Origin of the sequence: Nonomuraea jabiensis (genome assembly GCF_014204795.1) — a bacterium.
In the GTDB taxonomy this organism is placed as follows: Bacteria; Actinomycetota; Actinomycetes; order Streptosporangiales; family Streptosporangiaceae; genus Nonomuraea; species Nonomuraea jabiensis.
The window spans coordinates 12,372,579-12,386,018 of the sequence record NZ_JACHMB010000001.1 but is presented as its reverse complement, the minus strand read 5'-3'; the positions used below and the strand labels follow the sequence as shown (position 1 = coordinate 12,386,018).

Below are 13,440 nucleotides of genomic sequence, written 5' to 3'. Positions count from 1 at the left end.
TCAGCCCGTCAGCTGGGCTTCCAGGCGGTAGCCGTCCACCGTGACGTAGACCTGGTCGCCCGGGCGGGCGTTCAGGCGCATCAGCACCGGCTGCAGGGAGTCGAAGACCGGCTGGTGGCCCTGCCAGACCAGGACGATGGCGTTGTCACCGGGCCCGGTCACCGACAGCAGGGTGCCTGGGCGCATGCCGAGCTGGGCCGCGTAGCCCTCCGGCACCGGCACGGGGCCGCCCCTGAGGTGCTCCGGGGTCACCTCGATGCGCTGCCAGCGGCGCGGGTCCGAGGACGGGCCCGGCAGCGGCGGAGGCGGCGTCGGGGGAGTGCCCGCGAGCATCGGCGAACGGCCGCCCGACAGCGCCGAGAGCGTCGCCAGGGCCGCGGACGGGTCGATCGAGCTCGGCGGGGCCGGCGGGATGGGCTGGCCGCCCCGGTGGTGGTGGCCGTTGGCACCCGGCGTGCGGCGGGGCAGGGGCTGGGCGGGCGACGGGGCCGCGGCCACCGGGTCGCCGCTCGTCTCCTGGGGCAGGGCGTCGTACCAGGCCCTGGCGGAGTGGGCGCGGATGCCCAGCTCGCCCATCAGCTCCACGATGTCCGCGTCGGGCGGGCTGGCGGCCAGCAGCTGCCTCGTACGGTCCTGCAGGCGGTGCAGGTCGCCCACGACCAGCCAGCCGTCCTGGAAACGGCGGTCGGGCATGAGCGTCACCAGCACGCGCCAGAGCGGGGTGCGCAGCGACGGGACCGTCACGGGGTGGGCGGGGTCGGCGCCGATCAGCTGCTCCTCGGTGGCCGCCGCGCCGAGCCATTCGGTCAGGCGGAACATGTGGCCCGTGACCGGCGCGGACTCCGAGGAGCGCAGCCAGTGCAGCACGCGCTCCTCGGCCGTGCGCTGGGCCTGGGAGAGCGCGTCCCGGTCGACCAGCATCTTGTGGGCGAGCGTCCGCAGGCTGACCGGGTCCTCCGCGAACAGCCGGTGCACGGCCACCGCCAGCTCCAGCTTGTCCAGGCTGCGGAACAGGTTGTCCACGACCCGCACCATCGCGTGGTCGGCGTCGGTCGGCACGGGGCTGCTGGGGGCGGCGGGAGCGACGGGAACGGGCGCCGCGTAGCTCGGGGTGCCGTTGCTCTTGGGGGCGCCCGCCGCGCCGGGGACGGCGGGGATGGATCCCGTGCTAGGGCCGCCGGGGATCGCGGGCATCGAGCCGGTGCTCGGGCCGCCCGGGATCGCGGGCATGGACCCGGTGCTGGGACCGCCCGAGGGCACGGGACCGCCGGGGGCGGAGCCGCTGTCCTGGCGGCCGGGCTGAGAGCCGGACTGGGGGCCGGACTGGGGGCCGGACTGGGGGCCGGACTGGGGGCTCGCGGGGCGTTGCGGGGCACGGTCGGGCTGGCCGGGCTGGCCGGGGGCCGGGCGGGGCGGGAGGCCCTCGCCGGCGAACCCCTGCGGCTGCGCCGGGAACGAGCCGCTCTGCGGCTGGGCGGAGAACGAGCCGGTCTGCGCGGGGAACGACCCCGTCTGCCGCTGCGGCCCGCCGGCGTCCGGCGCCGGCTGGGCCGGGAAGGAGCCGGTCTGGCGGTCCTGTGCGGGGCCGGTCTGGCGGTCCTGTGCGGAGCCGGTCTGGCGGTCCTGTGCGGGGCCGGGCTGGCGGTCCTGAGAGGGGCCGCCCTGGCGCTCTTGTGCGGGGCCGGGCTGGCGGTCGGACAGCGAGGGGAAGGAGCCGGTCTGGCGGCCGCTGTCCGGCCCCTGGGCGGCCAGGGGGCCGGTCCCCGAGGGCTGCTGGGCCGGGAACGAGCCCGTCTGGCGCTGGTCCGCGGCGGCGGCCGGGCGCTGCGGCGCGGCGTCGGGCTGGCCCTGCTTCGGGAAGAGGCGCTGATCGGCGCCGCTCTGGGCGGCGAACATGCCGGTCTGGGGCACCGGGTCGGCCTGTACGGGGAAGGAGCCCGTGCCCCGGGCGAGCGGCCGGGTGACCTCGGGATGATCGGCGGCGGGGGCCTCACGCTGGGCCGGGATGCGGCCGAGGATCTCGCGGAAGACGGAGCCGATCACCACTTCGGGCGTCGCCGACGGCGTGCCCAGGTCGCTGGGGGACAGGCGGCGCAGCCGCTGCCAGCCGCCGAGCCCGGTGATCGCCGTACGGGTGTCCTCGGGCCAGCCCGGCAGCGCCGGATCGATGTGGTGGACGGTCAGCGCGGGCAGCAGGTCGGCCAGCGGCAGGTGGTCCCAGCGGGAGGAGGCCAGCCGCGCCAGGCGCTCGCAGATCCAGTCGAGCCCCGCCGTGCCGAGCGCCCTCGACAGCGCGACGGAGTGCCACCATCCCGCCGGCAGCCGCGGATCGCCCAGGGCTTCGGCCACCTGCTGCGGGCGGCTCCAGCGCAGCGCAGGGACTAGGTCGCTCAGGCAGATCGATGACTCGACTTCCATCGGCGGACCTTATCCTCCCCAGTGAGCCGCGTGGTGCTGACCGAAACGCGTGTGGCTAATGGTGCAGCTTACGCGGCAAGCTATCAATCAGTGTGAATAGGGTAAAGACGGTTCAGATCCAAACCGTACCGTGGCCGACCGCCCACCTGGGCCACACATGCGGCACCAGCACGGCAACCCGCCTCCAAAGCCGCCTCCTCGCCGACACCCTGCAAGACCCCGGTGAGGTACCCGGCGGCGAACGCGTCACCCGCTCCCGTCGAGTCCACGACCTCGGTGGACACGCCCGCCACCGCCGCGACGACCTCGCCGTCCACGGCGGCCAGCGCACCCCGTGCTCCCAGCTTCACGATCGCTGTGCCGTATGTCTCACTCAAGAGTACGGCGGCGCGCTCCGCCGTCGTGGCTCCACTCAGCAAGAGGGCCTCATCAAGATTCGGGAGGATCAGGCCCGCGGGGGCGGATTCGCGGATGAAACGTTCGACCCCGAAGTCGCGCAGCGGGCCGGTGGAGGCCGGGTCGACGCTGATCGCGATCCCGGCGGCGGCGGCCTCGGCCATCGCCAGCCTGGCCAGCCGCAGCCCGCCCTCGGCGAACAGCAGGTAGCCGGACAGGTGGAGCCGGGCGACGCCGTCGAGCAGGGCCGGGTCCCAGTCGGCCTCGGAGATCAGGCCGCCCGCGCCGCGGTTGGTGAGCATCGTACGCTCGCCGCTCCGGTCCACCATGGCGATCACGACGGCGGTGGGGCGGTCGGGATCGACCGAGACGTGCGGCCGGACGCCCGTCTTGGCCAGCTCGGTGGTGTGCCACTCGCTGCTGTCGTAGCCGAGCCTGGCCACCAGGCGCACGTCGGCGCCGAGGCGGGCGGCCCAGGCGGCGGTGTTCGCGCCGGAGCCGCCGGGGCGCAGGACGATGTCGGCCGCCGTGTCGGTGCCCGACATGACCGGCGAACCATGCAACGCCACCACATCGGTGACCACGTCACCGATGACGAGCAGGGCGCCGCCCGTCGCCCTGCCCGTCGCCCTGCCCGTCGCTCCGCCCGTCGCTCCGCCCGTCGCCCTGCCCGTCGCTCCGCCCGTCGCTCCGCCCGTCGCTCCGCCCGTCACTCCGCCCGTCGCTCCGCCCGTCGCTCCGCCCGTCACTCCGCCCGTCACGGGCGCGCCCATGACCGGGCGATCTGCGAGGCCAGGGCCACGTTGCCGCGCACGGCGGCCAGGTTGGCCTCCAGGGAGGCGCCGCCGGTGCCGTCCACCAGGTAGCCGAGCAGGAACGGCGTGATCGCCTGCCCCTTGACGCCCTGCCGCTCGGCGGCGGCCAGCGCCTCGGCCAGCACGCGGTCATGGAGCTCGGGATCGAGCTGCTGGTCCACGGGGACGGGGTTGGCGACGATCAGCGCCGTCTCCTGGCCGCCGAGCGCGTCCTGGCCCCGCATGATCTCCGCCGCCTCGGCGGGCGACTCGATCCGCCATTCGATCGGCTGGCCGGAGGAGTGCAGGTAGAAGCCGGGGAAGGTGTCCGTACGGTAGCCCGCCACGCTCACGCCGCGCGTCTCCAGGCGCTGCAGCGTCGCCGGCACGTCGAGGATCGACTTGACGCCGGCGCAGACGACGGTGATGCGGGTGCGGGCCAGCGTGTCGAGGTCGGCGGACTCGTCCTGGTCCTCGGTCCAGCCGCGGTGCACGCCGCCGAGGCCGCCGGTGGCGAAGATCCGGATGCCGGCGCGGGCGGCCAGGAACGACGTGGCCGACACGGTGGTGGCGCCGCTGGCCTTCAACGCCGCGGCCACGGGCAGGTCCCGCTGCCCCAGCTTGCGCAGGCCGGACTCGGTCGCGATGCGCTCCAGCTCCACCTCGTTGAGGCCGATGCGGGGCACGCCGTCCAGCACGGCGATCGTGGCCGGTACGGCGCCGGCCGCCCGTACGATGCCCTCCAGCTCGCGCGCCACCTCCAGATTGCGCGGCTGCGGCAGCCCGTGGGAGATGATCGTGGACTCCAGGGCGACGACGGGCGCGCCACTCGCCAGGGCCTCGGCGACCTCGTCGGACGGCTGCAGAACGGAGTCGGGAGTGCTGCGCATGGTGAGTTTCGTGCTCCTTGGGTGATCTTGGCCTACTAGGGCGAAAAACGTATTTTACGGGGTTTTACCGGGAACGCAGCAGGTTGCGGCGCTGATCACGCCGGCGGTCCACCTGAGGATCACACAGGGGGTGCGGCGCCCGCCAGTGACCCGGCGGATCGGGAGAAATGTCCGAGAGCGAGCGTTGACGGGTGGTGTGGGTGGGGTCGTATGGTGCGGAGATGGGGTCGTATGACGTGATCGTGGCCGGAGGCGGGCACAACGGGCTGGTGGCGGCCGCTTACCTGGCCGGAGCGGGGCGCAGCGTGCTCGTACTGGAACGCCACGACCACGTGGGCGGCCTGGCGATCTCCGCGCGGGCCTTCCCCGGCGTCGACGTACGGCTGTCGCGCTACTCCTACCTCGTCAGCCTCCTGCCCTCCGCGATAGTCCGCGACCTGGGGCTGGACCTGGAGCTGCGCCGCCGCCGCTACGCCTCCTACACGCCCAGGGGCGAGACCGGCCTGCTCGTCGACAACGAGGACGCGGCGGCGACGGCGGCCTCGTTCCGGGACGTCACCGGCGGCGAGGCCGACCACAAGGCGTGGCAGGACTTCTACGGCCTGACCGCGCGCGTGGCGCGGGCGCTGGCCCCCACGCTGCTCGAACCCCTCCCGTCCGCCGCCGAGGTCGAACGGCTCGTCGGCCCCGAGGCATGGCGGGACCTGTTCCGGCGGCCGATCGGGCGGACCGTGGAGGAGCGGTTCGCGGACGACACCGTGCGCGGCGTCGTGCTGACCGACGCGCTCATCGGCACGTTCGCCGACCCCGCCACCGACCTGCTCGCCAACCGGTGCTTCCTCTACCACGTGATCGGCGACGGCACCGGCGAGTGGAACGTCCCCGTCGGCGGCATGGGTGCCGTCTCGGGGACGCTCGAGGCGGCCGCCAGGCGGGCGGGCGCCGAGATCAGGACCGGGGCCGAGATCGTCGGGATCTCGCCGTCCGGCGAGGTCACGTTCGCGGACGAGGGCGGCGAGCACACGGTGAACGGCGGCCACGTGCTGGTCAACCTGCCGCCGGCGGTGCTCGACCGGGTGCTGGGCAGGCCCGGGGAGGCGCCGGAGGGCGCGCAGTTGAAGGTCAACATGGTGCTGACGAGGCTGCCCCGGCTGAAGGACGCGTCCGTGGACCCGCGGGCGGCCTTCAGCGGCACGTTCCACATCAACGAGAGCCGCGACCAGCTCGCCGCGGCCTACGGGCAGGCGGCGCGCGGGGAGATCCCGGAGCTGCCGCCGGCCGAGGTCTACTGCCATTCGCTGACCGACCCGTCCATCCTCGGGCCCGGGCTGAGGGGCAGGGCCGAGACGATGACGCTGTTCGGCCTCCACATGCCCGCCCGCCTTTTCCGGAAAAATCCGGATAAGGCGAGAAAGGCCGCTCTGGATGCCACCTTCGCCTCCATCAACTCCGTCCTCGCCGAGCCCATCGAGGAATGCCTGCTCAGGGCGCCCGACGGCACCCCGTGCGTCGAGGCCAAGACCCCGGTCGACCTCGAGAACGAGGCCGGGCTGCCCGGCGGCCACATCTTCCACACCGACCTGAGCTGGCCGTACGCGGAGGCGGGCGAGCGGTGGGGCGTGGAGACCGAGCACGAGCGCATCCTGATGTGCGGCGCCGGCGCCCGCAGGGGCGGCGGCGTGAGCGGGATCGCCGGCCACAACGCGGCCATGTCGGTGCTGAAACGCTGACGCGCTAATCCTCCGAGATCAGTTTCGTGGCCACCTCCATGGCCACGGACGCCCGCTCCGCCTCCGGCACGTCCAGGTCGAAGAGGAACGGCACGCTGCCCAGGATCACCGCGAACACCGCCAGCCGGGCCTCGAACTTCCGCACCGGCCCGGACTCCGGATCCTCCAGCAGGGACACCATCTTGACGATCCCGGCCTGCATCCGCTCGCCGGCCGGCAGGCCCTGCATCACACCCTGGTTGACCTGCGCGAACTTGAACAGGGGGCGCCACTGTCCCTCCAGCAGCTCGCCGATCCGCCGCAGGATCTCCCGCCTCGCCCCGGGGGTCCTGGGCTGCGCGCGCCCCCACTCCACCAGCTCGTCGATCGACTCGGCCAGCCGCTCCCCGACGCTCTCCAGGATCGCCTCTTTGGTGCTGAAGTGGTAGTAGAGCGCCGGTCTGGTGATCTGCAGCCGCTCGGCCACCTCCTGCAGCGTGGTCTGCTCGTACCCCTGCTCGGCGAACAGCTCCAGCGCCACCTGCCGGATCCGGTCCCTCGTGTCCGTCCGCCGCCCTGCCATTCCACTCCCATCACTTGACGACCGGCCCGCGATTGCTTACTTTCGCGTAAGTAAGCAATCGGCTCGGCTTGTAGGGAGAGACTATGGGCGAAACCTTCCCCGTCCAGCGCACCTGCCCGTTCGCGCCCCCGCCCGAGTACGAGCGGATGCGCGAGCAGGCCCCCCTCGTACGAGCCTCGCTCCCCGGCGGGGACGTCTGGCTCGTCACCCGGCACGCCGCGGCCAAACAGGTCCTGGCGGGCACGGGCATCAGCACCAACCCGGCGACCCCCGGCCACCCCAACTGGGCGTTCAGACCGGAGCCGCCCACCCCCGAGGAGCGGGCCGCGGCGCAGGAGTTCGCGGTCGGCCACTTCATCGACCTCGACCCGCCCGAGCACGGCCGGTTCCGGCGGCTGCTCATCCCCGAGTTCACCGTCAGGCGCGTCAAGGAGCTGCGGCCCGGCATCCAGCGCACCGTGGACGAGCTCATCGACGACATGCTGGCCAAGGGCGGCGAGGCGGAGCTGGTGGAGGCGTTCGGGCTGGCGCTGCCGTCGCTGGTCATCTGCCAGCTGCTCGGCGTCCCCGTCGACGACCGCGAGTTCTTCCAGGCGCGTACCCGCGAGATGCTCTCCAGCGCCGACGGCCCCACCGCCAGTCACGCCGCGATCATGGCGCTCAGGGACTATCTCGACACCCTCGTCGCCAAGGCGGCGCGGCAGCCCAAGGACGACCTGCTCGGGCGGCTGATCGAGAGCGGTCAGCTCACGCACGCCGAGCTGGTGGGCGTGACCTTCCTGCTGCTCGTCGCGGGCCACGAGACCACCGCGAACATGATCCCGCTCTCCGCCCTCACCCTCCTGCGCCACCCCGCCCAGCTCGCCACGCTGCGCGAGAACCCGGACAAGTGGCCCATGGCGGTGGACGAGCTGCTGCGCTACCACTCGATCGTGGACTGGGTGGCCTTCGACCGGGTGGCCGTCGAGGACCAGGAGATCGACGGACAGCTCGTCAGGAAGGGCGAGGGCATCTTCGTGCTCGGCGCCTCCGCCAACAGGGACGAGCGGGCCTTCGAGCAGCCGGACGAGTTCGACGTCGAGCGCGGCGCCCGCCACCACGTGGCGTTCGGGTACGGTGTCCACCAGTGCCTCGGCCAGAACCTGGCCAGGGCCGAGATGGAGATCGCGCTGCGCACGCTGTTCGAGCGCATCCCCGGCCTGCGGGTCACCGTGCCGGACGAGGAGCTGCCGATCAAGAGCGACGGCCCCATCTTCGGCCTCAAGGCGATGCCCGTCGCGTGGTGATCCTCATGGAACGGCCATGACTGCGTTTATCAGGTTTTCATGATGAGCCTCTAGCGTTTGTCGCATGAGTGAGCCCGCACGGTTGCTGGTGGTGGACGACGAGCCCGCGTTGCGCGAGGCGCTGCAGTCGAGTCTGGAGTTCGAGGGCTACAAGGTCGTCACGGCCAACGACGGGCAGGCGGCGCTGGACGCGATCGCGGCCGACACCTACGACGCGGTGCTGCTCGACGTCATGATGCCCCGGCTCGACGGGCTGACCGCCTGCCGGCGCCTGCGCGCCTCGGGCAACCACATCCCGGTCCTCATGCTCACCGCCCGCGACGCGGTGGGCGACCGGGTCTCGGGGCTCGACGCGGGCGCCGACGACTACCTCGTCAAGCCGTTCGAGCTGGACGAGCTGCTCGCCCGCGTCCGCGCGCTGCTCCGGCGGGGCGCGCTGAGCTCGACCCCCGCCGAGGGCGCCGACACGCTCACGTACGGCGACCTGCGCATGGACCTGGCGACCCGGGAGGTCATGCGCGGCGACCGCCGGCTGGATCTGACGCGGACCGAGTACCTGCTGATGGAGCTGTTCCTGGCACACCCGCGTCAGGTGCTCACGAGGGACCAGATCCTCAGCGAGGTGTGGGGGTTCGACTTCGAGCCGACGTCCAACTCGCTCGACGTGTACGTCATGTACCTGCGGCGCAAGACCGAGGCCGGGGGGCAGCCGCGTGTGATCCACACGGTGCGCGGGGTGGGGTACGTGCTACGGGCCACGCCGTGAAACGAGGCAGCCTGCGCTCGCGGCTGACTCTCCTGGTCACGGTCGCCGTGGCATTCGCGATCGCGGTCTGCGCGGGACTGTCGTGGTTCATCGTCCGGGACCAGCTGATCAAGCAGCTGGATCAGACCATCCTGGAACCGGAGGGCAAGGGCGACCAGGCCTTCCTCCTGGACCACTGCAGCCCCGAAGGCTCGTCGAGCTTCCGCGACATGGCGACGCTGCTGCGCGCCGACGGCAGCACGTGCTCGCTCGGCTCCCCGATCGTGCCGACCGAGGAGGACACGAAGGCGGTGGACCACCCCGGCGCGCCGATCTTCCGCTACGGCGTCACCCGGGAGGGTGAGGCGGTCCGTGTGGTGACGCTGAACTTCGCGCCGGGCGTCGCGGTGATGGAAGCCAGGCCGCTGTACCACATCCAGCTCACGCTGCGGAACACCGCGCTCATGCTCGGCGTCGTCGCCGCGTTCGGCGTGGTCGGCGCGGCATCGGCCGGGCTGCTCATCTCGCGGGCCGCGCTGCAACCCGTGGGCCGCCTGACCAAGGCGGTCGAGCACATCGCGCAGACCGAGGACCTGGACACCCATATCCCTGTCGAAGGCAACGACGAGATCGCGCGCCTCTCCTCCTCCTTCAACGCCATGACCACCGCCCTGGCCGGCTCCCGCGAGCGCCAGAAACAGCTCGTCGCCGACGCCGGCCACGAGCTGCGCACCCCCCTCACCACCCTCCGCACCAACATCGACCTGCTCCTCCGAAGCGAGCAGACGGGCCGCAGCCTCGACCCCGAGGCCAAGAAACGCCTGCTCACCAACGTCAAGGCCCAGTTCGCCGAGCTGTCCACGCTCGTCGCCGACCTCCTCCAGCTGGCCAGGGGCGACACCGAGCACGAGCCGCACGTCGAGCTGGCCTTCCACGAGGTCGTGACGGCCGCCGTCGAGCGCGCCAGGCTGCGCGGCGCCGAGGTGGTCAGCGACCTCAGGCCCTGGTACGTCGTCGGCAGCGCCACCTCCCTCGAACGCGCCGTGCTCAACCTCATCGACAACGCCGCCAAGTTCAGCCCCGGCGGCCAGGTCGAGGTGTCGCTGGCGCACGGCCGGCTGTCGGTGCGCGACCACGGCCCGGGACTGCCGGAGGAGGAGCTGCCGCACGTCTTCGAGCGCTTCTGGCGCTCCCCGTCCGCCCGTGGCCTGCCCGGGTCCGGGCTGGGCCTGGCGATCGTGGCGCAGGCCGTCGCGGAGGCCGGGGGAGAGGTACGTCTGGCGAATGCGCCCGGTGGTGGAGCGATCGCGACAATGGACCTTCCCGGAACTCTCATGCGTAACTCAGAATCGGATAAGTCCCGTTAAAGACCCGACCCGTGAGCTGGCTGCATGGAGATAACAGCAGTAAGGACGCGCCTGGTCGAGGTGGTCGTCCCGGTCTACAACGAGCAGCGGGCGCTCCGCGGGAGCATCACCCGGCTGCAGGCGTACCTCACGGGGAACTTCCCCTACGGCTTCCGCATCACGATCGCGGACAACGCCAGCACCGACAACACCTGGCAGCTCGCCACGGAGCTCGCCCGGGAGCTCCCGCACGTGCGGGCCGTGCACCTCGACGAGAAGGGGCGCGGCCGGGCGCTGCGGCGGGTCTGGTCGCAGAGCGAGGCCGACGTCGTCAGCTACATGGACGTGGACCTGTCCACCGACCTCGACGCGTTCCTGCCGCTGGTCGCGCCGCTGCTGTCCGGCCACAGCGACCTGGCCATCGGCACCCGCCTGGCCAGGGCGTCGCGGGTCGAGCGGGGGCCGAAGCGCGAGTTCATCTCCCGCTCGTACAACCTGCTGCTGCGCTCCGTGATGGGCGCCGGGTTCTCCGACGCGCAGTGCGGGTTCAAGGCCGTCCGTACGGAGATCGCGCAGGCGCTGCTGCCCGGCGTCGAGGACGAGCAGTGGTTCTTCGACACCGAGCTGCTGCTGCTCGCCGAACGGCACGGGCTGCGCATCCACGAGGTGCCCGTGGACTGGGTGGACGATCCGGACAGCCGGGTCGACATCATCCAGACCGCGCTCGACGACCTGCGCGGCCTGGCCAGGGTCGCGCGTAGGACGCTGTCGGGGGCGGCCCGCATCCCGGTGCCGGCCCGGGTCGAGCGGGCCGAGCTGCCGAAGGGGATGGCCAGGCAGCTGCCCAGGTTCGCGATCGTCGGCGTGGTGAGCACGCTGGCGTACCTGGCGCTGTTCTCGCTGCTGCGGCAGATCGTCTCCCCGCTGGCCGCCAACGCGGTCGCGCTGCTGGTCACGGCCGTGGCCAACACCGCCGCGAACCGCCGCTTCACCTTCGGCGTCAAGGGCTCGGCCGGGGCGATGCGGCACCAGTTCGAGGGCCTGATCGCGTTCCTCGTCGGGCTGGCGCTCACCTCGGGGAGCCTCGCGCTGCTGCCCGGCGGCGTCTCGCACGGGGTGGAGCTGGTCGCGGTCATCATCGCCAACGCGGCGGCCACGCTCGTCCGCTTCCTGCTGCTGCGCGTGTGGTCTTCAACCCCCAGCGGAGGACGGGACGATGACCGCCACCGCCATGCGGCCCGGGCACCGGGCCGCCACGAGCCGCAGCCTGCCCGCACGCGTCCTCCTGGGCGCCGAGGAGGACCCGCGCTGGTCGCGGCCCGCCATGTGGGCGGTGCTCGCCGTCGCGTTCGTCCTGTACGCGTGGGGGCTGAGCGGCAACGCCAACGAGTACTACGCCGCCGCCGTCCTGTCCGGCACGCAGAGCTGGAAGGCGTTCTTCTTCGGCGCGCTCGACGCCGGGTCGTTCATCACCGTGGACAAGCCGCCGCTGGCGCTGTGGGTGATGGGGCTGTCCGCGCGGATCTTCGGCTACGGCACGTGGAGCATGCTGCTCCCGCAGGCCCTGGCGGGGGTGGCCGCCGTCGGCCTCGTCCACTCGGCCGTGCGCCGCGCCTGCTCCGGGAGGACGTACGCCCACGCGGCGGCCCTGGTCGCGGCCGTGGTCATGACGCTCACCCCGATCACCGTGGCGATCAACCGGGACAACAACCCCGACACGATCCTCGTGCTGCTGCTCGTGCTGGCGGCCTGGTTCTGCCTGGAGTCGCTGCGGACCGGGCGCCTGCGGTCGCTGCTGGTGTGCGCGCTCTTCGTGGGGCTGGCCTTCAACGCGAAGATGCTCCAGGCGTACCTGGTGGTGCCGGCGTTCGCGCTGGCGTACCTGCTGTGCGCCCGGGTGCCGTGGCTCAGGCGGGTGGGGCACCTGCTGGCGGCCGGCCTGGTCATGCTGGTGTCGAGCGCCTGGTGGATGGTGATCGTCGACCTCTGGCCCAGCGACTCGCGGCCGTACGTCGGCGGCTCCACGGACAACTCCGTCTGGGACCTGGTGATCGGCTACAACGGGCTCGGCCGGATCCTCGGCCAGGGCGGCGGGGCCGGTGGTGGACCCGGTGGTGGACCCGGTGGCGGCGGCTTCGGCGGGGAGTCCGGGGCCGGGCGGCTGTTCAACGACATCCTGGCGGGGCAGATCTCCTGGCTGCTGCCGTTCTGCGTGGTGGCGCTGGCATTCGCCGCGCTCATGCGGGTGCGCCGGATCGAGGGCCCGTCCGGGGCGGCGTGGCTGGTGTGGGGCGGCTGGCTGGTCGTCCACTACGTGGTGTTCAGCTTCTCCAGCGGCACCTTCCACCCGTACTACACGACCGCGATGGCGCCCGCCGTGGCCGCGCTGTGCGGACTGGGCGGGGTGAGCATGTGGCGGGAGTACCGCCGGTCGCGGACCTGGGCCTGGGTGCTGCCGCTGGCGGTGGCCGTGACGGGCGGCTGGTCGTTCGTGGTGCTGCGCCGCACGCCCGACTGGGCGCCGTGGCTGGCCTGGGTCGTGCTCGGGGCGACCTTGGCGGCCGTGGTGGTGCTGGTGCTGGCCAGGGTACGGGCGCAGGTGACGGTCAGGATCGCCGCCCTCGCGCTGGCGGCCACGGTGGTCGCCGGGCTGGCCGGGCCCGCCGCGTACGCCGTCACGCCGCTGGGGTCGCAGGTGAACGGGACGAACCCGACCGCCGGCCCGAACGCGGGACAGATGGGCTTCGGCCGGATGGGCGGCCGGTTCCGGGGCGGGGAGTTCCCTGGTGGCCGGGCGGGCTTCATGGGCGGCGGCCCCGGCGGCGGGATCAGCGACTCCATGGTCAAGTACCTCCTGGCGAACCAGGGCAAGGCCACCTGGCTGGTCGCGGTGAACAGCGCCATGCAGGCCTCGCCGACCATCCTGTCCACCGGCCGGCCCGTGCTCGCCATGGGCGGCTTCACCGGCAGCGACGCCGCCATGACCGTGGATCGCCTCAAAGAGCTCACCTCCTCCGGGCAACTCCGCTACGTTCTGTCGGGCGGCGACCGCGGCGGGCCGGGCCGGGGCAACACCGAGGTGACCACCTGGGTCCAGCAGAACTGCAAGGCTGTGGACGGCCAAGCCAGCCTCTACGACTGCGCCGCGTAAGGGGGAAGGGGCGCCTTGACGGTGCCCCTACCCATCAACCACCCCATTCTCGGGCCAGCTGCCCATCAAGGCCGAAGTCGCCCAAGCCAGGATGAAATATGGCCAACGATCCCGGCATCCCC

General features: G+C 72.6%; 9 protein-coding genes and 1 pseudogene. 6 read left to right on the top strand and 4 right to left on the bottom strand.

Features of this window, described 5'->3' with window-relative positions:
• The 3 genes from HD596_RS56450 to HD596_RS56440 all read right to left on the bottom strand — a co-directional run bounded on the left by HD596_RS56450 (nucleotide 1) and on the right by HD596_RS56440 (nucleotide 4,498).
• Nucleotides 1–2,418, bottom strand: coding sequence for a hypothetical protein (locus tag HD596_RS56450; RefSeq protein WP_185077595.1), 2,418 nt, complete (start codon nucleotides 2,416–2,418; stop codon nucleotides 1–3).
• 83 nt (nucleotides 2,419–2,501) lie between these two features.
• A complete protein-coding gene (locus tag HD596_RS56445; RefSeq protein ID WP_185077594.1) occupies nucleotides 2,502–3,587 on the bottom strand; it encodes a carbohydrate kinase family protein in 1,086 nt (361 codons plus the stop codon).
• Nucleotides 3,572–4,498 carry a pseudouridine-5'-phosphate glycosidase gene (locus HD596_RS56440; RefSeq protein ID WP_185077593.1) on the bottom strand — a complete coding sequence of 309 codons (927 nt, stop codon included), beginning with the start codon at nucleotides 4,496–4,498 and terminating at the stop codon, nucleotides 3,572–3,574. The genes HD596_RS56445 and HD596_RS56440 overlap by 16 nt, the downstream gene beginning before the upstream one ends.
• Before the next feature lie 221 nt (nucleotides 4,499–4,719).
• On the opposite strand from HD596_RS56440, the gene HD596_RS56435 reads away from it, so the two are divergent.
• Nucleotides 4,720–6,228 carry a phytoene desaturase family protein gene (locus HD596_RS56435; RefSeq protein WP_185077592.1) on the top strand — a complete coding sequence of 503 codons (1,509 nt, stop codon included), beginning with the start codon at nucleotides 4,720–4,722 and terminating at the stop codon, nucleotides 6,226–6,228.
• A gap of 4 nt (nucleotides 6,229–6,232) precedes the next feature.
• On the opposite strand, the gene HD596_RS56430 is transcribed toward HD596_RS56435, so the two are convergent.
• A complete protein-coding gene (locus HD596_RS56430) occupies nucleotides 6,233–6,790 on the bottom strand; it encodes a TetR/AcrR family transcriptional regulator (protein ID WP_185077591.1) in 558 nt (185 codons plus the stop codon).
• A gap of 83 nt (nucleotides 6,791–6,873) precedes the next feature.
• On the opposite strand from HD596_RS56430, the gene HD596_RS56425 reads away from it, so the two are divergent.
• The 5 genes and pseudogenes from HD596_RS56425 to HD596_RS61095 all read left to right on the top strand — a co-directional run bounded on the left by HD596_RS56425 (nucleotide 6,874) and on the right by HD596_RS61095 (nucleotide 13,318).
• Entirely contained in the window at nucleotides 6,874–8,076 is a 1,203-nt protein-coding gene (locus HD596_RS56425) for a cytochrome P450 (protein WP_185077590.1), read from the top strand.
• 64 nt (nucleotides 8,077–8,140) lie between these two features.
• The gene (locus HD596_RS56420) at nucleotides 8,141–8,842 is read left to right on the top strand and encodes a response regulator transcription factor (protein WP_185077589.1); all 702 of its coding nucleotides are present in this window, start codon (nucleotides 8,141–8,143) and stop codon (nucleotides 8,840–8,842) included.
• Complete coding sequence (locus HD596_RS56415) at nucleotides 8,839–10,188, top strand: sensor histidine kinase (protein WP_185077588.1); 1,350 nt, start codon at nucleotides 8,839–8,841, stop codon at nucleotides 10,186–10,188. Before HD596_RS56420 ends, HD596_RS56415 begins: the two co-directional genes overlap by 4 nt.
• A 24-nt stretch (nucleotides 10,189–10,212) precedes the next feature.
• Nucleotides 10,213–11,295: pseudogene (locus tag HD596_RS61100) on the top strand (bifunctional glycosyltransferase family 2/GtrA family protein); the annotation flags it as partial.
• A gap of 88 nt (nucleotides 11,296–11,383) precedes the next feature.
• Nucleotides 11,384–13,318, top strand: coding sequence for an ArnT family glycosyltransferase (locus HD596_RS61095; protein ID WP_246555494.1), 1,935 nt, complete (start codon nucleotides 11,384–11,386; stop codon nucleotides 13,316–13,318).
• Nucleotides 13,319–13,440: the final 122 nt, after the last annotated feature.

Bases quoted from the DNA above. Each gene is read 5' to 3' on its own strand.
- HD596_RS56420 (WP_185077589.1), top strand. From the start codon at position 8,141: ATGAGTGAGCCCGCACGGTTGCTGGTGGTGGACGACGAGCCCGCGTTG.
- HD596_RS56425 (WP_185077590.1), top strand. From the start codon at position 6,874: ATGGGCGAAACCTTCCCCGTCCAGCGCACCTGCCCGTTCGCGCCCCCG.
- HD596_RS56430 (WP_185077591.1), bottom strand. From the start codon at position 6,790: ATGGCAGGGCGGCGGACGGACACGAGGGACCGGATCCGGCAGGTGGCG.
- HD596_RS56450 (WP_185077595.1), bottom strand. From the start codon at position 2,418: ATGGAAGTCGAGTCATCGATCTGCCTGAGCGACCTAGTCCCTGCGCTG.
- HD596_RS56435 (WP_185077592.1), top strand. From the start codon at position 4,720: ATGGGGTCGTATGACGTGATCGTGGCCGGAGGCGGGCACAACGGGCTG.
- HD596_RS56440 (WP_185077593.1), bottom strand. From the start codon at position 4,498: ATGCGCAGCACTCCCGACTCCGTTCTGCAGCCGTCCGACGAGGTCGCC.
- HD596_RS61095 (WP_246555494.1), top strand. From the start codon at position 11,384: ATGACCGCCACCGCCATGCGGCCCGGGCACCGGGCCGCCACGAGCCGC.
- HD596_RS56445 (WP_185077594.1), bottom strand. From the start codon at position 3,587: ATGGGCGCGCCCGTGACGGGCGGAGTGACGGGCGGAGCGACGGGCGGA.